The sequence below is a fragment of the Conyzicola nivalis genome, assembly GCF_014639655.1.
Taxonomy (GTDB): domain Bacteria; phylum Actinomycetota; class Actinomycetes; order Actinomycetales; family Microbacteriaceae; genus Conyzicola; species Conyzicola nivalis.
Genome location: NZ_BMGB01000001.1, coordinates 1,253,339 through 1,274,447, shown reverse-complemented (window position 1 = coordinate 1,274,447; position 21,109 = coordinate 1,253,339). Strand labels below are relative to the sequence as shown.

The 21,109-nt window shown below is 70.6% G+C and carries 17 protein-coding genes; 14 read left to right on the top strand and 3 right to left on the bottom strand.

The genetic code is table 11. From position 1 onward, the window contains the following. Window position 1 precedes the first annotated feature (1 nt). The 3 genes from IEV96_RS06170 to IEV96_RS06160 are packed head-to-tail and all read left to right on the top strand — an operon-like array spanning window position 2 to window position 2,612. On the top strand, window positions 2-628 hold the full coding sequence (locus tag IEV96_RS06170) for an FMN-binding negative transcriptional regulator (RefSeq protein ID WP_188509773.1): 627 nt from the start codon (window positions 2-4) through the stop codon (window positions 626-628). Continuing rightward, a complete protein-coding gene (locus IEV96_RS06165) occupies window positions 615-2,066 on the top strand; it encodes an amidohydrolase (RefSeq protein ID WP_188509772.1) in 1,452 nt (483 codons plus the stop codon). The genes IEV96_RS06170 and IEV96_RS06165 overlap by 14 nt, the downstream gene beginning before the upstream one ends. A 3-nt stretch (window positions 2,067-2,069) precedes the next feature. Then, window positions 2,070-2,612: a GNAT family N-acetyltransferase gene (locus IEV96_RS06160; protein WP_188509771.1), complete on the top strand. Its 543-nt coding sequence runs from the start codon at window positions 2,070-2,072 to the stop codon at window positions 2,610-2,612. A 92-nt stretch (window positions 2,613-2,704) separates the two neighbouring features. Here IEV96_RS06160 and IEV96_RS06155 read toward each other — a convergent pair whose 3' ends face one another. Then, a complete protein-coding gene (locus IEV96_RS06155) occupies window positions 2,705-3,193 on the bottom strand; it encodes a Dps family protein (RefSeq protein WP_188509770.1) in 489 nt (162 codons plus the stop codon). A 213-nt stretch (window positions 3,194-3,406) separates the two neighbouring features. On the opposite strand from IEV96_RS06155, the gene IEV96_RS06150 reads away from it, so the two are divergent. Both IEV96_RS06150 and IEV96_RS06145 read left to right on the top strand, forming a co-directional pair. Next, complete coding sequence (locus tag IEV96_RS06150) at window positions 3,407-4,789, top strand: sensor histidine kinase (protein ID WP_188509769.1); 1,383 nt, start codon at window positions 3,407-3,409, stop codon at window positions 4,787-4,789. Beyond that, the gene (locus IEV96_RS06145) at window positions 4,786-5,499 is read left to right on the top strand and encodes a response regulator transcription factor (protein WP_188509768.1); all 714 of its coding nucleotides are present in this window, start codon (window positions 4,786-4,788) and stop codon (window positions 5,497-5,499) included. Before IEV96_RS06150 ends, IEV96_RS06145 begins: the two co-directional genes overlap by 4 nt. A gap of 10 nt (window positions 5,500-5,509) precedes the next feature. Here IEV96_RS06145 and IEV96_RS06140 read toward each other — a convergent pair whose 3' ends face one another. Beyond that, window positions 5,510-9,286: an SCO7613 C-terminal domain-containing membrane protein gene (locus IEV96_RS06140; protein WP_188509767.1), complete on the bottom strand. Its 3,777-nt coding sequence runs from the start codon at window positions 9,284-9,286 to the stop codon at window positions 5,510-5,512. Window positions 9,287-9,453: 167 nt separating this feature from the next. On the opposite strand from IEV96_RS06140, the gene IEV96_RS06135 reads away from it, so the two are divergent. From IEV96_RS06135 to IEV96_RS06125, 3 genes are all read left to right on the top strand, one after another. Continuing rightward, window positions 9,454-9,726, top strand: a complete 273-nt coding sequence (locus IEV96_RS06135) for a hypothetical protein (protein ID WP_188509766.1) — start codon at window positions 9,454-9,456, stop codon at window positions 9,724-9,726. 184 nt (window positions 9,727-9,910) lie between these two features. Beyond that, a complete protein-coding gene (locus IEV96_RS06130) occupies window positions 9,911-10,162 on the top strand; it encodes a hypothetical protein (protein ID WP_188509765.1) in 252 nt (83 codons plus the stop codon). A gap of 27 nt (window positions 10,163-10,189) precedes the next feature. Then, window positions 10,190-10,777 (top strand): LURP-one-related family protein, encoded by a 588-nt coding sequence (locus IEV96_RS06125; protein ID WP_229733096.1) that lies wholly within the window; start codon window positions 10,190-10,192, stop codon window positions 10,775-10,777. Window positions 10,778-10,830: 53 nt separating this feature from the next. Here the strand turns inward: IEV96_RS06125 and IEV96_RS06120 are convergent, their stop codons facing one another. Continuing rightward, window positions 10,831-13,530, bottom strand: coding sequence for a beta-glucosidase (locus IEV96_RS06120; RefSeq protein WP_188509764.1), 2,700 nt, complete (start codon window positions 13,528-13,530; stop codon window positions 10,831-10,833). Window positions 13,531-13,746: 216 nt separating this feature from the next. Between IEV96_RS06120 and IEV96_RS06115 the strand changes: the two genes are divergently transcribed. The 6 genes from IEV96_RS06115 (at window position 13,747) to IEV96_RS06090 (ending at window position 21,103) form a co-directional block, all read left to right on the top strand. Then, window positions 13,747-15,525: a pectate lyase-like domain-containing protein gene (locus IEV96_RS06115; RefSeq protein WP_188509763.1), complete on the top strand. Its 1,779-nt coding sequence runs from the start codon at window positions 13,747-13,749 to the stop codon at window positions 15,523-15,525. A 91-nt stretch (window positions 15,526-15,616) separates the two neighbouring features. Continuing rightward, window positions 15,617-15,934 (top strand): hypothetical protein, encoded by a 318-nt coding sequence (locus tag IEV96_RS06110; protein ID WP_229733094.1) that lies wholly within the window; start codon window positions 15,617-15,619, stop codon window positions 15,932-15,934. A gap of 9 nt (window positions 15,935-15,943) precedes the next feature. Further along, entirely contained in the window at window positions 15,944-16,627 is a 684-nt protein-coding gene (locus IEV96_RS06105) for a hypothetical protein (protein WP_188509762.1), read from the top strand. Then, on the top strand, window positions 16,627-18,000 hold the full coding sequence (locus IEV96_RS06100) for a hypothetical protein (protein WP_188509761.1): 1,374 nt from the start codon (window positions 16,627-16,629) through the stop codon (window positions 17,998-18,000). Before IEV96_RS06105 ends, IEV96_RS06100 begins: the two co-directional genes overlap by 1 nt. Further along, window positions 17,997-19,676, top strand: coding sequence for a hypothetical protein (locus tag IEV96_RS06095; protein ID WP_188509760.1), 1,680 nt, complete (start codon window positions 17,997-17,999; stop codon window positions 19,674-19,676). The genes IEV96_RS06100 and IEV96_RS06095 overlap by 4 nt, the downstream gene beginning before the upstream one ends. After that, the gene (locus IEV96_RS06090) at window positions 19,673-21,103 is read left to right on the top strand and encodes a putative type IV secretion/conjugal transfer ATPase (RefSeq protein ID WP_188509759.1); all 1,431 of its coding nucleotides are present in this window, start codon (window positions 19,673-19,675) and stop codon (window positions 21,101-21,103) included. The genes IEV96_RS06095 and IEV96_RS06090 overlap by 4 nt, the downstream gene beginning before the upstream one ends. Window positions 21,104-21,109: the final 6 nt, after the last annotated feature.

Genomic DNA, 21,109 nt, shown 5'->3' with positions numbered 1-21,109 from the left:
CATGCGCCACACGCCCACCTATGTGCTCACCGATCCCGACGAGGTAAAGCGGCTCATCCGCGAGAATCCCTGGGCGACCATCGTGTCGAACACCGCCACGGGACTCGTCGCCTCGCACTACCCCGTGGTGTTGGAGGAGACCGGCCCCGGCGTGATCTCCGTCGTGAGCCACGTCGGGCGGCCCGACGAGAAGCTGCACGAGCTCGGCGAGCACGAGCTGCTTATGATCATCCAAGGACCGCACGGCTACGTGTCGCCGAGCTGGTACGGCAACGGCGAATTCGTGCCGACCTGGAACCACGTGACCGCGCACCTGTACGGCACGCCGGAAATCCTCGGCGATGCCGAGAACTTCGAGGTGCTCGACGACCTCGTCGACCATTTCGAGAAGCAGCTGCCCGAACCGATGAGCCTCGACCTCGACGAGCAGCAGGCGCGACGCATCGCCAAGGGGACCGTGGGCATCCGCCTCGTCGTCACGCGGTTCGACGCCCGACTCAAGCTCAGCCAGAACAAGACACCGGAGGTGGTGGACCGCATCGTCGCGGCGCTGGAGACCGAGGGCCCGTTCTCGTCGCCAGCTCTCGCGTCGGAGATGAAGCGGGCGCGTGGCGATGCTCCTGCGTAACCTCCGCATCTCGGGAACCGACGGCGGACTCGTCGACATCCTCCCCATCAACGGCACGATCGCATCGATCACCCCCGCCGCGGCACGGTCCGCCTCCGCGCAGACGCTGGGGCTCGACCTCGAGGGGCGCTGGGTCTCGCCGGGTCTCTGGGACAACCACGTGCACTTCAGCCAGTGGGCACTCGTGCAGCAACGGCTCGACGTGTCGACCGCGTCGTCGGCCCGCGAAGCCGCGGCCATGGTCGCGCGGGCACTGGAGGATGCGGATCCGCAGCCCGGGCCGTTCATCGGATACGGGTTCCGCGACGCCCTCTGGCCCGACACCCCGACGGTCGCGGTTCTCGACGCCGCAGGGGGTGCGCGGCCGGTCGTGCTCGTGAGCGGGGACATCCACACGGTGTGGCTCAACTCGGCGGCGCTGTCGCTCTTCGGGCACGCCGGACATCCCACCGGCATCCTGGTCGAAGATCCCGCCTTCGCGGTCACGCGGCACCTCGGGATCGTTGCCGACGAGGTTCTCGACCGCTGGGTCGAATCGGCCTCCAAGGCCGCCGCCGCCCGCGGTGTCGTGGGGATCGTCGACCTGGAGATGGACTGGAACCTCGACACCTGGAGCCGTCGCATCGAGGGTGGCAACCGATCGCTCCGCGTCGAGTTCGGCGTCTACGCCCAACACCTCGAGCGGGCCATCGAACTGGGGCTGCGCAGCGGGCAGAAGATCAACGACCTGCTCACCGTCGGCCCGCTCAAGCTCATCACCGACGGTTCGCTGAACACGCGCACCGCCTACTGTTTCGACGAGTATCCGGGGCTGGCCGGCGCGGAGCACCCGCGCGGGATGCTCACCCTGCCGCCCGAAGAACTGTTGCCGCTCATGCGGCGCGGCGCTGAGGCGGGTCTTCTGCCCACGGTGCACGCGATCGGCGACAACGCCAACTCCCTCGCGCTCGACGCCTTCGCCGAGATCGGCATGGGCGGCCGCATCGAGCACGCCCAGCTGCTCGCCGAGCGCGACCTGGCGCGCTTCGGCCAGCTCGGCGTGGTGGCGAGCGTGCAACCCGACCACGCCCTCGACGACCGCGACGTGGCCGACCACTACTGGGCGGGCCGCACCGGGCGGGCGTTCGCGATGCGCGGGCTGCTCGAGGCCGGCGCCACCCTCGCGATGGGCTCGGATGCACCTGTCTCGCCCCTCGACCCGTGGAACACGGCCGCGGCGGCAGTGACCCGCAGCCGCGGCGAACGGGAGCCGTGGCATCCGGAACAGCGCATCTCGGTCGCGCAGGCCCTCGCTGCTTCGACCCGCACGACGGTCGAGGTCGGGCAGCCCGCCGACCTCGTGATCACCGACGTCGACCCGCTGGCGGTCGACGACCTGCGCGGCGTGACGGTGTCGGCGACGCTGCTCGGCGGGAGCTTCACCCACCGGGCGCTCTGAGCCGTGGCCGCCGCCGACGACTACCCGCTCGAGGTGCGGCCCGGGCTGTCGCTCGAGCTGCAGCATCCGGATCTCGCGGAGGCGTACTTCGCGCTGCTCGAGGACAACCTTCCGCGTCTCGCCGCCTGGGAGCCGTGGGCGAGCGAGCCGCACACACTCGCGACCACGCGTACCTTCCTCGCGTGGCAGGCGCAGGCGTTCGTGTCGCGCACGCAGTTGCCGTTCGTGATCGTGCTCGACGGCAGGCCCGTCGGCAGCTGCTCCGCGAGATTGGATGCGACCGAGGGTACCGCCGATGTCGGTTACTGGGTCGGGGCAGCGGCCGAGGGCGCGGGGATCGCGTTCGCAAGCGTCGCGGCGCTCGTCGAGCACGTGTTCGCGCGCGGCGACACGTTCCGGGTGCAGGCGCGCACGGCCGTCGGGAACCAGCGCAGCCGTGCACTGCTCGAGCGGCTCGGATTCGCGTTCGAGGGCGTCCAGCGGTCGGCGCAGCGGATGCCGGGCCGGCGGGTCGACCTGGCGGTCTACGCGAAAACAGCCGGTTGAATACGTCGCTCGGCGACGGTATCGAAACCGCGGAGAGGTTTCGATACGGCCTCAGGCGGCCTACTCAACCGGCTGTCGACGGCTAGCGCGTGCTACTTGCTGGCGAGGTGCGCGAAGAGGAACCAGCGGTCCTTCTCGAGGCCGCGGGCGATCTCGATGGCGACGTCCTGGCTGACGGCGTCGAGCTCCGCGAGCTCGGCGACCGCGGTGCGAACGGTGGCCAGGGTGGCGTCGATCGACGCGATGATCTGGGCGATCGTGACATCCGACTGCTGGAATCCGGCCGAAAGCGGCGGGTTCGTCGCCTTGGCGCCCACGGTCTGGATGCGCACGTCGAGGGGGAGTCCGAGGGCGACGACACGCTCGGCGGCGGTGTCGGCGTAACGCTGCGCGTGCTCCACGACCTCGTCGAGCAGCTCGTGTACGGCCTGGAAGTTCGCGCCGCGAACGTGCCAGTGCGCCTGCTTGCCGTCGACGGCGAGGGCGGTGAGGTCGACCACTACCGGGCCGAGGAACTGGGCGACACCCGAGACGATGTCGGCGTCGATGGAACTCTGGGGAACGGCCTGTACTTCGGTCATGGTGTGACTCCTTCTCTGACACGCACGAACGGCGCCTAGGTATGTTTCAACGGTACTCAGCCCCGTGTATTCCGCAAGCAAGCGAAGGCAATGCTCAATGAGGTGAGGCTTGCTTAGGTGGGGCTAACCCCCGCACCGATGCGGTTGGGAGCGTCATGGTGACCTCGCGGCGGTGCGGCTTTGCTGGAACCATGATCGAATCAGGAGTAAACCATGACCAGCACTGACCGCGCGGCGACCGCCCGCACCACCTACCTGTCGCTCTGGCGAACCGTGCCGAGAGAGCTGGGCTTCCTCGCGCTCACGCTGCCGGTCGCGGTGATCGGCTTCTCCACGGTGATCACGCTGTTCTTCGCGGGAATCGGAACGATCCCCGTCTTCCTCGTCGGCTTCGCCGTACTGGTCGGCGCCCTGTACGTGTCGCGGTTCTTCGGCGAGCTCGAGCTCATCCGGCTGGGCTGGGCCGGGCGACCCGCCATCACGCGACCGCTGTGGACCGAGGCGGTCAGGGGCGGCGGGTTCTGGAAGTGGCTCGGCTCCGTGCTCGGTGGCGCCCACTACTGGCTCTACCTGCTGCACACCATGGTCGTGAACTTCGCCGTGTCGCTCGCCACCTGGATCGTCACGGTGATCTGGGTCTCCGTGACGTTCTCGGCGGTGACCTTCTGGTTCTGGCAGCTCGCGCTGCCCGACCGCGGCGGCGAGTGGTACGTCACCAGCCGGTTGTTCGAGGGTCTTCCCGAGGGTGTCGGCCGCGACGTGCTGGAGGCCGCCGTCGTCTTCGTGATCGGCGTGGTCATGCTCGCCGCCCTGCCCTTCGTCACGCGGGGACTCGTGCTGCTGCACGACGTGATCGCCCGGGTGACGCTCGGCGCGTTCCCCTCCGAGGCGCTGCGTGCGCGGGTCGGCAACCTCGAGGCGAGCCGCGGCGCCGCCATCTCGGCCGAGGGGCACTCGCTGCGCCGGCTCGAACGCGACATCCACGACGGCCCGCAGCAGCGTCTCGTGCGCCTGCAGATGGATCTCGCCGCGGCCGACCGCCAGCTCGACACCGATCCGGTCAGGGCCAGGCAGCTCATCGCCGAGGCCATGGCCCAGTCGAAGGACGCCCTCGAGGAGCTGCGCGCCCTGTCGCGCGGGTTCGCGCCGCCGATCCTGCTCGACCGCGGTCTGATCGCCGCCCTCGAGTCGGCCGCGGTGCGCAGCGACGTGCCGGTGCGGGTGACGAGCGGGCTGCCCGAGGGGTTCGACCTGCCGCAGGAGATCGAGCGTAACGCCTACTTCGTGGCGAGCGAGGCGCTCGCCAACGCGGCAAAGCACGCCGCCGCCTCCGCGGTCGAGGTGAGCGTGGCGGTGCGCCGCGTACTCGAGACGGATGACACGTGGCTCGACGTCTCCGTCACCGACGACGGTCGCGGGGGAGCGGCCGAGGTCGCCGGGCACGGTCTCGCGGGCCTCGACGAACGCCTGCGCGGTCTCGGCGGCACGCTCGAACTCGACAGCCCGGTCGGCGGACCGACCGTGCTCACGGCGCACCTGCCGCTCGCCTCGAGCTACCCGGCCTCGACGGTCACGCCGCCTACGCTGGGGGTATGAGCGAACCCGTTGCACCCCTCGAACCCGCTCGTGTCGCACCAGCCCGAGTCGAACACCCTCGTGCCGCACCCCTGAGAGTCGTCGTCGCCGACGATTCCGTGCTGTTGCGCGAGGGGCTCGTGCGGGTTCTCGGCGAGGCCGGGGTCGATATCGTCGGGTCCTACGGAGACGCCGACCAGCTGCTCGCCCACCTGGCGCAGACCGCCCCCGACCTCGCCGTGCTCGACGTGCGCATGCCGCCGACGTTCCGCGACGAGGGGGTGCGTGCGGCGATCGAGGCCCGCCGCCGCCGCCCGGGGCTCGGCATCCTGCTGCTCTCGCAGTACGTCGAGGTGGCCTACGCGCAGGAGCTGCTCGCCTCGGGCTCGGGAGGGGTCGGCTACCTGTTGAAAGACCGCGTCGCCTCCCTCGCCGAGCTCGACGACGCGATCACGCGCATCGCGGCCGGCGGCACCGTGCTCGACCCGGAGGTCGTCGCTCAGCTCATCGGCCGGCGCACCGACCCGATCGCCAGGCTGACGCCGCGCGAGCGCGAGGTTCTGGCGCTCATGGGCGAGGGGCGCACCAACGCGGCCATCTCGGCGGCCCTGTTCATCGGGACGGGCGCCGTGGAGAAGAACGTCACGTCGATCTTCCAGAAGTTCGGGCTCGACGATTCGGGCAACGACCACCGCCGCGTGCTCGCCGTGCTGGCCTGGCTGCAGCGCTGAGACGCGCGCGTCAGCGCAGGTTGCCGATGCTCGCCACCACGTTCTTCGCGGTGCGCAGGCTGCGTTCGTACCGCGCGCCGAGCACGAGCACCACGATGCCGCCCGCTCCGGCCCAGACCCACCATTCGGTCGACGAGTAGACCGCGAGGATCTGCGGCGCGAACGTCGTGAGCCCGTGTACGACGGCGACGACGCCGCCGACGACGAAGGGCGCCTGCAGCCGGCGCAGCAGGCCGATCACGACGGCGGCGACCGCGAGCACGCCGATCGCGACGAGTCGCCAGACGGGGGAGCCGTCGGACGACTCGATCAGCGACGGCAGGAAGAGCACGAGGAGGCCGCCGCCGAGAGCGGGCGAGCTGCGCAGTCCCGGCTCGCGGGCGAGACGCGCGCCGCCCGCGACGAGCAGCGACACGGCGATGGGTACGCTCACCCACTCGACGTCGTCCACCGAGCCGGTAGCCATGGCCACCACGGCGAGGATCGTCGCGGAGGCCAGCGCCACCCACCCCGCGAGGCGGTCGAACGGCAGCCGGTTCGCGAGCTGGCCTCCGACATGCACCGCGGAGAACAGGGTCACGGTCACCAGCGTGCGCGCGAAACCGAGCGGCGACGGATCGAGCAGTGTCGCCTCGACCCCGGCCACGATGGTGAGAGCGGCTATCGCGATCGCGCCGCCGGCACGTGGTGTGAACGATCGGTCGCCGGGCCGGCCGGAGCACTGCCCGTACGCCGCGACGACGAGCACCAGGAGCGCCGCGGCGAGCCAGACGTCGGCCGTGGCATCCGCGGGCGACGCCCACAGGCACTGTCCGACGGCGACGATGACCACGCCGGCGAACCCGGCGATCGCCGACGCGTCGAGGTAGGGACGCGCCCATGCCGCGGTGCGCGCGACGCTGCCGACGAGAAGCAGCGCGGCCGCGACCGCGCCGACCAGCACCGCGCGGGCGATCCGGTCGCCGTCGGCGGGGGCATAGCCTGCCGTGGAGAGCGCGACCGGGACGACCGCGACGAGCAGCGCGGCGAAGACGAGAACCGGGGTCTCGTTGCCTCGCCGCGCGCGCCAGTCGAGGGCGGCGACGGCGAGGAGGGCCCCGGCGAGCGGCAGCGCGTAGGCCTCGACGGCGGTGACGGATGTCTCGTCGAGACGCCACCACAGAGCGAGCGTCGCCAGCACAAGCGAGACCCAGCCGAGGTGCTTGCGCCGCGATTTCGCGGCGAAGAGCCCCTCGGGCGAGACGGCGCTGAGCAGCGCGGTGACGGCGGCGAGCAGCAGCACGAGCCACGCGGTCTCCCCGAGCAGCACCGAGCTCAGCACGGCAGACGCCGCGACGAGGGCGACACCCGCGTCGCCCGCGACCCGCAGGCGGGATCCGGTGCGTGCGGCGATGGCGAGCGACACGCTCGCCGCCAGCAACGCGGCCACGACGGGGAACAGCTCGACGGCGACGGAGCCGCGGCCGAGCCCGCTCGTGACCGATGCGAGCAGCCAGAGAATCGCGGGCGCGAGGGCGAACGCGGCGACGCGGCGTTCGAGGAGGAAGCCGTCCACCCCGCGCTGCAGAATCCAGCCGAAAACCGCGACCACGAGGGCACCGAACAGCAGGGTGTCTGTTCCGCTGAACGGTGCGGCCAGCACGATCGCCGCGGTGGAGAGCACGAACACCGAGCGTCGGTCGAGCGCTGACAGCACGCCGGGCAGGGGGACCGCGCTCAGCCCGAACAGCACGATGGCGAGACCCGCCACGGCCCGGGCCCGGTCGACGAACGGGTCGGCGCCGAACTGGTATCCCGCGGCGGCCGCGCCGCCCAGCGCGACGGCGACGGCGGTGGCGAGCAGGGCGGCACGCGGCGCGACGAGACCGTCGGGCACGGCCCACCGTGCGGCCACGAGCAGCACCACCGTGCCGATGCTGCCGAGCGCCCACGTCTCGAGGCTCGCCCAGGAGAGCACGTAGCCCAGCGTCACGGCAGCGGCGGCGAGCACCCCAAGCGGGAGGCGCAGGCGGGGAGCGACAGGGGTGTCCGCTGGAAGGTCGGCGGCGCGCGCCGTTCGCCGCGCCCAGATCAGCGCCACGACACACACGGCCGCCTCGGCGAGCCAACCGACCACCACGCCGCCGAGCGACCCGAGCAGCGGCACCAGCAGGACGGCGAGGCCGACCGCACCCCACACGAGCGGGGTGCGCAGCCGTGCGGCGGTGCCCGTCAGCCGGCCGAACCCGGCGACGAGCAGCAGAACGAGGGCGAGCGCCCCGGCCGCGGCCACCGTGTCGGGGTGCGGATCCGCCACGAGGGTGCGGAAGTCCAGCGACCAGGCGCTGGACTCGACGGCGGTCGTCACCGCCCTGACGGCGTTGACCACAACGTGCGTTGCCGCGATCAGGCCCATCGAGGCGGCGACCGCGGCGGCGGCGTACGCGGCGGCGCGGAAGGCGGACCGGGCACCCGGTGCCGTCGCCCGCAGCATCAGCAAGACCAGCACGAGCACGATCACCGTGGGGGCGACGGTGACGCCCAGCACCGCCGCGGCGGACGTCAGCGTGCGGAAGGCCAGGAGCACGACCGCGAGAGCGAGGGCGAGCGCGCCGAGGGCGGAGAAAAACGACGTCAGCACGCGGGCGACGACCGACGCGTCGTCCGACCTCACGACGACGACGGCGTGCGCCGCGGCGACGGCCGCCACCGCCCAGAGCTCGAGGGACACGCGAGGCTCGCCGACCCATGCGATCTGGAAGCCGACGAGGAACGCGAGGGCCAGGCCGCCGCCGCCGATCGTCGCGGCGATGGCGCGCTCGGCGACCGAGAGGGAGGTCGGGGTGCCACTGCGCGGTGCGACGAACGGGTGCACCAGCCCCGCCGCCCCCACCGCGAGCAACGCCGTAAACAGCCGGGTCGAACCGTCGAGCGGCTCCGCGATCCCCGCGACGAGCAGGCCCACTCCGGGCGCGAACGCCGTGGCCGCCGCCACCGACCCCACCCGGAGAGCGGAGACGCGATGCCAGACCGCGAACCCCAGCGCGGAGATGACCAGGGTGGAACCCCAGTACACCAGCGCGTCGGCCGACCCGGCGCCGAACAGGTCGTTCGCCCGGATCGCGAACGCGTCGAGATAGACGAGCACCACGGCGAAGACACCGATGCCCTCGGCGGTGCTCGTGAGTCGTCTGCGGCGCAGCAGGGAGGCCACCACGAACGCGGTGACCGTGATCGCGCCGATGATGACGCTCCGCCAGACCAGACCGTAGTTGATGAACGCGTAGACGAGGAAGTAGATGGCGGCGATCGAGACGAGCGAAACGCCGATGATGATGAGGGCCACCTGCACGCTCGACCGGCGGGGTCCGGCGTCGGCCGCGGGAGCGGCGGGGCGCCCGACGCCTCCGGAGAGGCCGGGGGCGACGGTGGTCGCGGGTGGCGTGGTGGTGGTGGTCGCCGGTGGCGAAACCGGCGGGGCGGGAGCCGGGCCGGCAGCCGCGGTGGGAGCGGCCGCTGCGCGGGCGTCGGCGAGCGCCGCCGCCTGCCGCGCCGCGAGCGCCGACTCGAACCGGATGCGCCCGATCAGTTCGGTCCGCTCGTCGAGCAACCCCGCGACATCCGTCGACACCAGCGCGAGCTCCGCGGCGGCATCGTGGGTGAGGTCGAGCCCGCAGTTGCCGCAGACCACGCTGCTCAGCGCCGTGAAGCAGGCGGGGCAGTGCGTGGTGCTGCGGAGATCGGCGGCGCTGCGTGGAAACATCGTGGTACCGGAGTAGCGGGCATACGAGGTGGGCGAATCGGCCATGGTGCGCAGCTCCCGGGAGTCGTGATCGATTCAGGCTAGCCGCTCGGGCGCACGGCGACGGCGGTACCCGCCGAGATGTGGAGCAATCGTCGATTGTGGAAAACCCCGCATCATCCGGTTGCGCAAGGGTCAATGTGCCCTCGGGCCGGGCCTGCGACCATGGACGGGTGACCGACGAACCCGAGGACCTCGACGAAGCGCTGCACGACGCGCACCGGGCGTCCTCGAACTCCGCGGTGATGCTGGCGATCTCTATCGCGTTCGGCGCGGTCGCCCTGGCCGACCCCGGCCGGATTCCCGTCTGGCTCGTTTCCGCCTGGTTCGTGATCGTCATCCCGCTAACGCTCTACCTGATGTTCATGTTCCGTCGGCGCTACCGGCACCTGCTCGACTCGGGAGCCGCCCGGCACAACGACGGGCGCGAGGGCTACCGCCGCTAGCACGCGGCTCGCCGGGGGGACGCATCGGGACGGTCAAGCGAGAAGTTCTGACGAATCCTGAGAAAAAACATGCAGACAGATTGTTTTGCGTCCGCCCGACGCCTAACTTGTTAACAAGCCGCGATCATCCGACCGGTGCGCGGCCGACCGGTCGACGACCATTGCCCGTCCAGGGGGATACAACGTGATAGCTGGCTCTTACCTCGCCGAGGTCGAGGGACCGTCGCCGTGGGGTGCGACGGGGGAGTGCCTCGTGCTGTTCGTCGCCGATGCGGCGGCGGCACCGACCTGTGTCACCGACCCCGAGGTCGTGAGCTTCCACTCGGCCACGGGCCATTGGTGCCTGCTGGGTACCGATCCCGCCAGCGGCCGCGCGTTCTACACCCGGTTCGATCACACGCCGCCGCTCACGTGCGAGACCTCTCCCGGGTTCTAGGCGCGGCGCACCGCTAGGCTCTGGCGGGTGACCGACTCCCCGCATGCCCACACGGCCCAGTACGTCCCCCGCTTCTTCGTGAAGCAGCGTCTCACCATGATGGTGAACCGCTACGAGATCCGCGCGGCGAACGCCGACGGCACCGAGGGTGCCGTCCTCGCGGTCGCCCAGCAGAAGCGCATGGCCTTCAAGGAGCAGGTGACCTTCTACGCCGACGAGGCCCGCACCCGCGCGGTGTTCTCGTTCCGCGCGCGTCAGGCGCTCGACCTCGCAGCGGTCTACGACGTGACCGACGGGGCGGGCGCGCCGCTCGGCACGTTCCAGAAGGACTTCGCGGCGAGCATGCTGCGGTCCAGCTTCCACCTCACGGGCCGAGGCGTCGATGCCTACGGCCGTGAGCGAAACCAGGTGGTCGCGATCCTCCGACGCTTCGTCGAACTGCCCTTTTCGTTCCACTTCGACTTCACCGACAAGCAGACCGGTGCCGTGGTCATGACGAGCGAGCGCCAGTTCTCGCTGCGCGACCGCTACGCGGTCACCGTCAACGACGAGCGCGTCGATTTCAGGTTGGCGGCCGCGATGGCCGTCGCACTGGACGCCCTGCTCGCGCGCTGACGCACCGCCGCCCACCGCCCCCGAGGGCGATGGGCGGCAGCCTGTGCTGGCGGTCAGTTACGCACCCTCACCGCGCCTGCCAGCTCGACGTCGACCGCCGAGGTGCCGACGTAGACGGGAACCTGGCCGGTCGGAACGACCCACTCGTCGGCCTCGGCGTCCCAGTACGAGAAGTCGCGCCTGTCGAGGGTGATCCGCACCTGCTGCCGGTCACCCGAGCCGAGGTCGACCTTGGCGAACCCCGCCAGTTTCAGCGGCGGCGAGTCGATGCCGCCGGGTAGCGGGCCGAGGTAGACCTGAACCACCTCGGTGCCGTCGCGATCGCCGGTGTTGCGCAGCCGGGCCCGCACGTCGACGGTGTCGTCGCTTCCGGTCACCCGGATGTTGTTGTCGACGCGCAGCCGGTCGAGCTGGAACTCGCTGTACGAGAGTCCGTGTCCGAAGGCGAACAGCGGGTCGACGTTACCGGCGAGGTATCCCCGGTAGCCGACGTTCACCCCCTCGGAGAACTCGACGTCGATGTCGTCGAGCCACGGGTTCTGCACGCCAGGCGGCAGTTCGTCCTCGCTGCGCGGGTAGGAGACCGGCAGGTGGCCCGACGGGTCCTCGTCGCCGAACAGGATCGTCGCGAGTGCGTTGCCCTCTTCCTGCCCGCCGTAGTAGCTCTGCAGCACCGCAGGGGCCTCGTCGAGCCACGGCATCGTCACCGCCCCGCCGCTGCCGAGCACGACGACCGTGTTCGGGTTGGCCTCCGTGACCTCCCGGATCAGCTGCTCGGCGTTCTGCGGCAGCTTCAGCGACACGCGGTCGCGTTCCTCGCCCTCGTACGTTCTCACGTACACGACTGCGACGTCGGAACTCCCGGCGGCCTGCGCCGCGCGAGCCACCGACGGGGCGACCGCGTCCTCGGGTGTCGACCACTGCAGCACGAAGGTGCCCGGCTGCAGCGCCACGAGGGGTCGGTTCTGCGTGTATTCCACGCGGAGCCGGTATTCCTGTCCCGCCTGCAGCTCGAGCGCCGACGAACGCACGTCGCGCCGTCCGTCTTCGCCGGTCATCTCGACGACGAGCTGGTCGTCGAGCCAGACCCGGGCCTCACCCCACCCGGTACCGCCGAGCGTGTAGCTGCCGGTGCTGGGTGCGACGAGCGAACCGGTGTACCGCACCGACTGGTTGCCGGTGCCCGCGGGGCTGAGCCCGGCGAGGATCGGTGTCGGCGGCGACTGGAACGCGATGAGGTTGGCGAAGGCGGGCGACGAGGTGAAGCCGGTGTCGTAGAGCACCTGCGCCTCGGTGCGGGTGAGTCCGGTCGCCCCGCTCCAGTCGGCGTTCGGGAAGTAGCGGGCGGTCAGTCCGTCGCCGATTCCCCGTTCCGGCCGCAGCACCGACGACGGGATTGCCGTCATGTCGGCGGGCTCGATCATCGTCGCGCTGTTCACCGGGTCGTTGCCCTGCTCGTAGCGCACGTCGGCGCCGATCTCCCTGCCCCTCGCCCGCATGGCGTCGAGGAGCGAGACCTCGTAGGTGGGCAGCACGTAGGCCGAACCTCCGAGCGCACCGGGCACCGTGGCATCCGCCCCGATCACCGCGATCGAATCGACCTCGTCCTCGTTCAGCGGAAGCGTCTCACCCTCGTTCTTCAGCAGGGTGATGGCGTCCTCCTGGACCTCGCGGGCGACCGCCCCGTGTTCGGCGACCGGGATCGACGTCAGCGAGTAGTCGTTGTCGAAGATCCCCCTGTCGAACATGGTGCGCAGGATGCGCAGCACCGACTGGTCGACGAGCGCCTCGGGCACGCGGCCCTCCTGCACGGCCCGGAGCAACGCCTGGCCGTAGAACACGTCGATGCCGGTCTCCATGTCGAGCCCGGCCTGGATCGAGCCCTCGGTGGAGTGGGATGCCCCGAAGTCGGTCAGCACGAACCCGGTGAAGCCCATCTGCTCGCGCAGGAACTCGGTGAGCAGCTGCCGGTTCTCGCACGCGTAGACGCCGTTGACCTTGTTGAACGCGCACATCACCGAACCGAGGTTGGCCTCACGGATGGCGGCCTCGTAGGCCGCGACATGCACCTCGCGGAGGGCCCGCTCGTCGACGATGACGTTCTGGCCGATCCCGCGGTTCACCTCCTGCGTGTAGGCCGCGTAGTGCTTGAGGTTCGCGATCACGCCGCGTTCCTGCACCTCCTGCACGAAGGGGACGACCATCGCGGAGTTCAGTTCGGGGTCTTCGCTGGCGGACTCGGCCTGCCGGCCCCAGAAGGGATTTCGCGTGGGGTCGGAGTTGGGTCCGAGCAATACCTCGTGGCCCGTCTGACGCGCCTCGTCGCCGACGACACCCGCGTAGTCGCGCGCACGCTGGGGATCCCAGGTCGCGGCGAGCGCGAGGTTCACCGGCATCTGGGTCGCGGTGTCGGCGGTCTCGGGGAGCAGCCAGCCGCGGGAGCCGATGCCTCCCGTGGCGTCGGCCATGCTCAGTTCTGGAATGCCGAGGCGTTCGATCGGGCCGTTGTAGAAGCCGCCCGGACCTTCGCCCTGGTCGCCGGTCATCAGTTCGACCTTCTCTTCGAGGGTCATCGCCTGCAGGAGGAGCACCGCGCGCTGATCGGGCGACAGGGCGGTGTTCATCCACGGCCCGTCGACCGCGAGAGCGGCGGTGGTGGGTACAACGGTTATGACGAGGGAGGCGACTGCCGCCCCGACGACGATGCGGACTCCCCGTGAGCGCGATCGACTTGACTGGTTTTGAATTTTCATGAGCCCTCCACATTGAGGACGGACCCGTGACCGAACACACCCACCCACCTGGGCCGAAAATCCGGCACGGTTTGGATAACCCCCTGTGGTACTCGCACTTCGGCCGGGCTGTCAACTGATCAAGCGAATCTCCTTCGCGAATTCGTTTGACTCCGCGGTCGGTCGTGGCAGAATCGGCCTCACCGACGAGGTCGACGGTCGAGATGCGAGGTGCCCATGCCGGGCGAAAAGGCGTTCAGGGTTCTACTGGCGGCGCTCGCCGTGGGATTCGTCGTCGCGGGGATAGCGCTGGTACTGGCCGTCGGCGGCCCGCGGGACGAGCCCACCGACACGGCAGCGCCGACGGGCGGCGAACCGGACTTCGGCCCCAACGTCACCATCCTCGACCCGACGATGACCGGCGACGAGATCCGGTCCGCGGTCGACCCCGTGTTCGACGCCCAGGAGACGAACCAGTTCGGCGAGCGGCGTGATGCCATCCTGCTGAAGCCGGGCAGCTACGACGCCACGATCGACGTGGGCTTCTACACGTCGGTCCTGGGGCTCGGGCTCTCGCCGGACGACGTCACCGTCAACGGCCAGGTGCGCGTGGACGCGCAGTGGTTCGACGGCAACGCCACCCAGAACTTCTGGCGCTCGGTCGAGAACCTCGCGGTCGCCCCCGGCGCGGACGCCAATCGATGGGCGGTCGCGCAGGCGGCGCCAATGCGCCGGGTGCACGTGCGCGGCGCCCTTGACCTGTACCCGAGCGGGTCGGGCTGGGCGAGCGGGGGCTACATTGCCGATTCGAAAATCGACGGGCTCGTGTCATCCGGATCCCAACAACAGTGGTTCTCTCGCGAGAGCGAGTTCGGCGGCTGGGAGGGCGCCTCGTGGAACATGGTCTTCTCAGGGGTGTCGGGCGCGCCGCCGCAGTCGTTCCCCGACCCTCCGTTCACGGTGCTCGGCGCCACGCCGGCTGCGCGGGAGAAGCCGTTCCTCTACGTCGACGACGGCGGCGACTACCGCGTGTTCCTGCCCGACCTGCGCCGCGATTCGTCCGGCGCCAGTTGGACGGGCGGCGAGACGGCGGGCACCTCGCTCGGCATCGACCGGTTCTTCGTCGCGCGACCCACCGACACGGCGGCCGAGATCAACGCCGCCCTCGACCGCGGGCTCAACCTGTTCCTCACCCCCGGGGTCTACCGGCTCGACGAGACCCTCACCGTCGAACGCGCCGACACCGTCGTGCTCGGCATCGGCCTGCCGACCCTCGTGCCCGAGGGCGGAGTCGACGCCATGACGGTCGACGACGTCGACGGCGTCCGGCTCGCCGGGTTCCTCATCGACGCCGGCGCCGAGAACAGCGATGTCCTGCTGCGGGTCGGGGGAGAGGGCTCCGACGCCAGGCACGACTCCAACCCGACCACGATCCAGGACGTGTACTTCCGCATCGGCGGCGCGGGACCGGGCCGGGCGACGACGAGCCTGGTGGTCGACAGCGCCGACGTGATCATCGACCACATCTGGGCGTGGCGGGCCGACCACGGCGACGGCGTCGGCTGGGACGCGAACACGGCCGACACCGGGGTGGTCGTGAACGGCGCGAACGTCGTGGCGACCGGCCTGTTCGTCGAGCACTACCAACGGCACCAGCTCGTCTGGAACGGCGACAACGGGCGCACCGTGTTCTTCCAGAACGAGATGCCCTACGACCCGCCCGACCAGGACTCCTGGCGTAGCGAGGGCGAAGACGGGTACGCCGCCTACAAGGTCGCCGACGGCGTCACCCGGCACGAGGTGTGGGGAGGGGGAAGCTACTGCTACTTCAACGTGAACCCCTCGGTTCGGGCCGCGCGTGCCTTCGAGGCTCCGGATGTACCGGGCGTCAGATTCCACGGAGTGCTCACGGTCTCGCTCGGCGGCAACGGTTCGATCGTCAACGTGGTCAATTCCACGGGCGCGACGGTGAGCGCCGAGTGGACCGGCCCGAGCTCCGTCGCCGTCTACCCCTGAGCGCGAGGCCTCCACCACTCGTGACTTTTACCCCCTGGCGGGTTTACCCTGCCTGAAGAGGTCACACACTCTGCCCCGGAAGGTGAGCGCCGTGCTTCTCCAACAGCTTCACAGGATTGCGCAGTCGATCGACAATCCCCTCGACGGGATCGTGCCGGACTTCGGCGTGTTCGGGGTCGAGTTCACGGAGCTGTGGCAGAAGCTCATCGCGGCCATCTGGGGCATCTGCATCGTCATCGGCGTCGTTGTGCTGCTGCTCGGGATCACGCGCATGGCGAGCGCCTCGAACTCGCAGAACCCCAACGAGTACCGCCTCGCCCGCCTCCGCGTCGCGTGGGCGGCGCTGTCCCTCGGACTCCTTGCCGCGATCAGCGTCATCGTCGGCGCGATCCTCGCCCTCTTCGGTTAGCCGACGACGATGAGAGCCGAGCCACGCACCTCCCGACGGGGTCGCACCGTGGCCATCGGCGCGCTCGTCGTTGTCGTGGTCGTGGCGGCGACCGTGATCGTGTTGCGGCTCTACGCGCCGTCGGCCGGCCAGCAGAATACCGACTCGCCCGGCGGACGGGACGGGTCGCCCACCGCCGCAGAGCCGACCGACGCCGCGGCCACGGGGTGCTTGGGCGGCGAATCGAGAGACGCGGCGATGGTGCGGGCGGCTCAGGACGCCGCCGGGCAGACCGAGGGCGGAGCGGTCGAGGTCGCCGCCGCGTTCGTGCGCTGGCTGAACCAGTACCCCTACCCCGAGGGCGCCGAGCAGGTGCAGCAGTCGTCTCTCTCCGCCGAGGCGCCCACGCGCGACCTCGTCGCCTTCTTCGCGACCGAACCCGACCTCTCCGGCGGTCTGGTCGAGCGGGACGAGCCCTACTGGCTGTCCACGGTGTCCGGCGTCTACTTCGTCGAATCCGCCGACGACGACAGCGTGACGGCGTCGATCGGCACCGCGCTCGTCACCGACGGCGAGCTGAGCCCGACGCTCAAGGGGTCGATCACCGTCACCGTCGCGTGGGAGAACGACCAGTGGGCGTTCGTGCGCTCCGAGGGCACCCGCACGACCGAAGACCTGTTCGCGATCGGCACTCCGTTCAGCGGGGGATGCTGATGGCCGAGCTCGAGATCGACGACGACTTCGACGAGGGATTCGAGGAAGACCTCGACGAGGTCGACCCCGACGAGTTCGGCGGCGACGAGTTCGGCGGCGAGAGCGGCGGAGACTCCGGCGGCGACCCCGGAGGCGACTCCGACGGCATCGGCAGCATCATCGGCGGTCTCGGCGACGTGGTCAACGGCCCGCCAGGCGGCGTCTCGTACATGTCCGACCCCTGGGGCAACACCTTCGCGATGCTGCAGGACGCGGCGGCGGGCTTGAGTGGCGACGTGCTGCCTGCGCTGACCGAGGCGACCCTTCCCGACCTGAGCGCCGACTGGTTCATCAGCGCCTACCGGGTCTCGTTCGCCGCAGCCATCTTCCTGGCCGTCGCCCTGCTCTTCCCACAGTTCATCCGCACGGCGCGCGGCCGGCAGTCGGGGCGCGAGCTCATCGACTCGCTCGGCCTCTACTTCGGCACGTTCCTGCTCGGCGCCATCTTCGGACCCGCCGCGGGGATGATGCTCGTGACGTTCTTCCACTCCCTCTCCGATGTATTCGTGAGCTGGGGCATCCAGGACACCGTCGACACCGTGACCGACGACTTCCAGACCATGATCGCCGACGCGGACCCCGCCGAGATCGCGGGCGGCATGCCGATCGCCGTGCTGTTGATGCTCGGCATGCTGCTCGGTCTCTTCCTCGTTCTGCTGATGCTCGTGCTGCAGTTCGTCGCCCTCTATTTCACGGGCGTGCTGATACCGCTCGGTCTGGTCTGGATCATCGACCCGACCAGGCGCTCGTTCGGGCTGCGGCTGATCGGGCTGTGGGTGGGGATCCTCGCCGCCCAACCGCTGCTGTTCTTCCTGCTCGGTGTCACCTTCACCATGATGGACTCGTCGACCGAGGCGTTCGGCGCCGACGGCGGACTGCGGTCCCTCGTCGAACTGCTCGTCGCGGTCATCGCGCTGTTCGTCGCGGCGCTCTCGCCGCTGTTCCTGCTCAGGCTGGCGCCGTCGATCCCCGTGCTCATCGGGGGCACCTCGGGCCCCTCGATGATGGGCAGCGTGATCGGGGCGGGCAACATCTCGGATGCCACGGACCGCGCGGGCGTACGCACGGCGTCGCCCGACCGCCCCGCCGCCGCGTTCGCGTTCGATGCGCGCGGGGACTACGACGCGTCGGTGATCGGCGAACCGCCGAGGGCCGTGGCGTCGCTCTCCGATGCCGCCGCGGCGCGCTCGCGCATAGGGGGAGCCGCGAGCGAGGCCGAGCACGTCTCGCGCGGGCGGGGCAAGCGCGCGTCGATGTCGTCCGCGGGCGCGGCGCAGGACACCGGTCCGACGGCAGACGTCGACGGCACGATCGGCAAGGGGCGGGACGAATGACTGACACCAGCCGCGCCGTGGTGCGCTACCTCGGCGGCGAGACCGGGCACCGCTCGTTCTTCGGCGGAACCCACTCGAGAACCCGCGTGGCCATGCTCGCGCTGTTCATCGCGCTTGGCATCGTCCTCACGCCGCTCGTCGGCTGGCCGGGACTGGCCGTCGGGGCCCTCGGTTGCGGCATCACGCTGCTCGTGACGGCGAAGACGCACCGAGGCTCCGTCGTCGAGAGGCGACGCAAGAGCAGGCGGTGGCGCACCCGCAGCCGCGCGGGAACGCTCGACTTCGCCCCGTTCACCGACGAAGCATGGGAGCAGGCGCGGCTCGACCTGAAGGCGGCCAGATCTTCGAGGAAGCGCGGGCGCGCGAAGAACATCGCCGAGGCGCGCAAGCGGCTCACCGCGCTGCGGGTGCACCCCGACGGCGCCGACGGCATGGGCTGGCTGCAGCACGGGCGGGGCCAGCCGGGTATCGCCTGGCACGCGCCGGCGGGTGAGGACGACTACCTGTCGGTGGCCTTCTCGGTGACCGGCCAACTGCGCGGCATCGAGTCGACCGCCGTGATGACCCGCGCCGCCGAGGGCTGGGGGCATTTCCTCGCCGGCCGGGCCCCGCACTCGTCGCTCGTCGGCAACGTGCAGACGGTCACGCGGGTGCTTCCCGCCGACAGTGCCATGCAGCAGTTCTGGGTGCTGAACAGCCTCGACGACGAGGCCCCCGCCGACGCCATCGCCTCGTACGAAGAGGTGCTGCGGCTCACCGGCGAAGACGCCATGGTGCAGCGCCACTTGGTGACGGTCAGCTGGCCGATCACCGCGGCGTTCACCGACGCGGCGTCGAAGTTCGGCGAGGGGCGTGACGGCTGGCGGGCGCTGATGAAGAACGAGATCGACGCCACCGTGCGCGGACTGACCGAGGCGCGACTCGGTCACGTCGAGGCGCTCACCGCACGCCAGACCACGGCGGTGATCCTGCACCAGCAGAACCCGTCGCGCCCCATCGACGAGGTCGCCGACGTCGACCCGGCGTCGCTCGGGGTGCGGTCCCACGACGAGTTCTCGGCCCACGTGGTCACCGGCGCCGACCCGTCCCGCGCCGACCACGTCGACGGCGACGCGGTCGAGTGGTGGCACCGCACCGCGGCGATCACCGCCGACGCGCTGGTCACCGCGCCGCGCACGCAGTTGTGGGTGCTCGACCTGCTGATCGGCAACGACCTCTCGTTCATCCGCTCGGTGTCGTTCCACATCCACCTGATCCCGGCCGCCGAGGCGAAGATCGCGGCGCGTCAAGACGTCGTGCGGGACGCGGCGGAGACCCTCGCCCGGCGGGAAGCCGGCAAGATCAGCGCAGACGACACGGAGGCGGCGATGTCGGCCGCCAACCGCCGCCGCAGCGACCTCGTGTCCGGGTCGCACCACCACGGTGCCGCCTGGGTGGGGTTCGTCACGATCTCGGTGCGCGGTCGCGACGAACTCGCGAGGGCGTCCCGGCAGCTCGAAGACACCTGCTCGACCTCGCTCGGCATCGAGCGGCTGGACTGGCTCGACTCCTACCAGGCCGCGGCATCCGGCACGACCTGGCCGATCGGACGCGGCATCGGACCCAGCCGCAAGGCGTTCTCGAGCCGCCTGTACTCCCGGCTCGCCGGCAAGAGCGAGAAGGGGGCGATCTCGTGAGCGGACCCTCCCGGCTCTGGTCGTTGCCCGTACTGCGGGGGATCGCGCCGCCGAAACCGCCGGTGGCGGAGCCCGAGGCCGACGACGTCGAGATCCGTCCGTGGCCCGACAAGGGAACCAGGCTGCGCACCAATGGCAGGGCCGCGCGCGGCCACTTCTACGCGCCCGCCCTGACCGGCGCCCCGACCACCACCAGGCAGGCCGAGGTGCTCAACACGGCGATCATCGGCCCGCCCACGGGCACCCGCGGGGTGGTGTCGGGTCGCGACATCCTGTCTCGCACCCCGATCGCCCACGATCCGGTGACGGCCTACAACTCGATCCCGCGGGAGGTCTCGAGCCCCAACGTGATCATCATGGGCGACGTCGGCGCGGGCAAGAGCACACACACCAAGGCGAACCAGGTGCTGCGTCCGCTGCTGCTCAGGAACCGCCGCTGTGTCGTCTTCGACAAGAAGGACCAGGGCGGCGAGGGCGAGTACTCGGGTGTCGCCCGCCACTACGGGGTGGAGCCGATCCGCTTCACCGCCGACAGCTCGGGCACCAAGCTCAACCTGCTCGACCCCGTCATCCTGCGCGGCACCGGCATCAAGGGCCAGGGCCGGCTGCTCAACATCGTCACCCGGCTGGCCCGCGGCGACCACGCGCTGAACGAGTGGGAGGAAGAGGCGCTGCGGGCGGCGCTGCGCCGCACGGTCGAGGGGGCGACGCGTCGCGCGCCGGTGCTCACCGACGTGCTGCCGAACCTCGGCCGCATCGCGGACGACCGCGATTACGTGGCGCTCTCGAGCGGCGCCCGCGACGAGCTGCACCGGGCGGGGCTCTCGGTGCGTTGGACCCTGAACGGCCTGCTCGACGAATACGGCGGTCTGCTCGACGGCGAGACCTCGAGCACCGTCGACCTGCGCGGCAAGCTCACCTCGTTCGACATCTCGCAGCTGCGCGACGACGGCCCCGCGGTGCCCGTGGTGATGGCCATCGGCAACATGTGGATGCTCGGGCGCCTGCGCGACGAACGCGGGTACGCCACGACCGTCGTCTACGAGGAGGGCTGGCACATGGTCGGCGGCCCGTCGGCGCAACTGATCAAGGCGAACCAGAAGCTGTCGCGCGGGCTGGGCATCTCCAACGTGTTCGTGATGCACAAGGGCACCGACATCCCCAAGGACTCGGCCGGGATGGCCGTGATCCAGGAGGCGCAGACCGTGTGCATCTACCGGCAGTCCCGCCCGGAAGACGCCGCCTGGTGCCAGCGCACCTTCGGTCTCGCGCCCGAGACCACCGAGACGATCGAGCGGCTGCAGGACGGGCACTACATCTTCAAGTACGGCTCGCACCCCGAGACCCACGTGCAGCACATCCTCTCGTCGTGGGAAGCCGAAGTGAGCAACACCGACGAGGCCCTCGCGTCCGCCGAGGGCGACTAGGCGGCG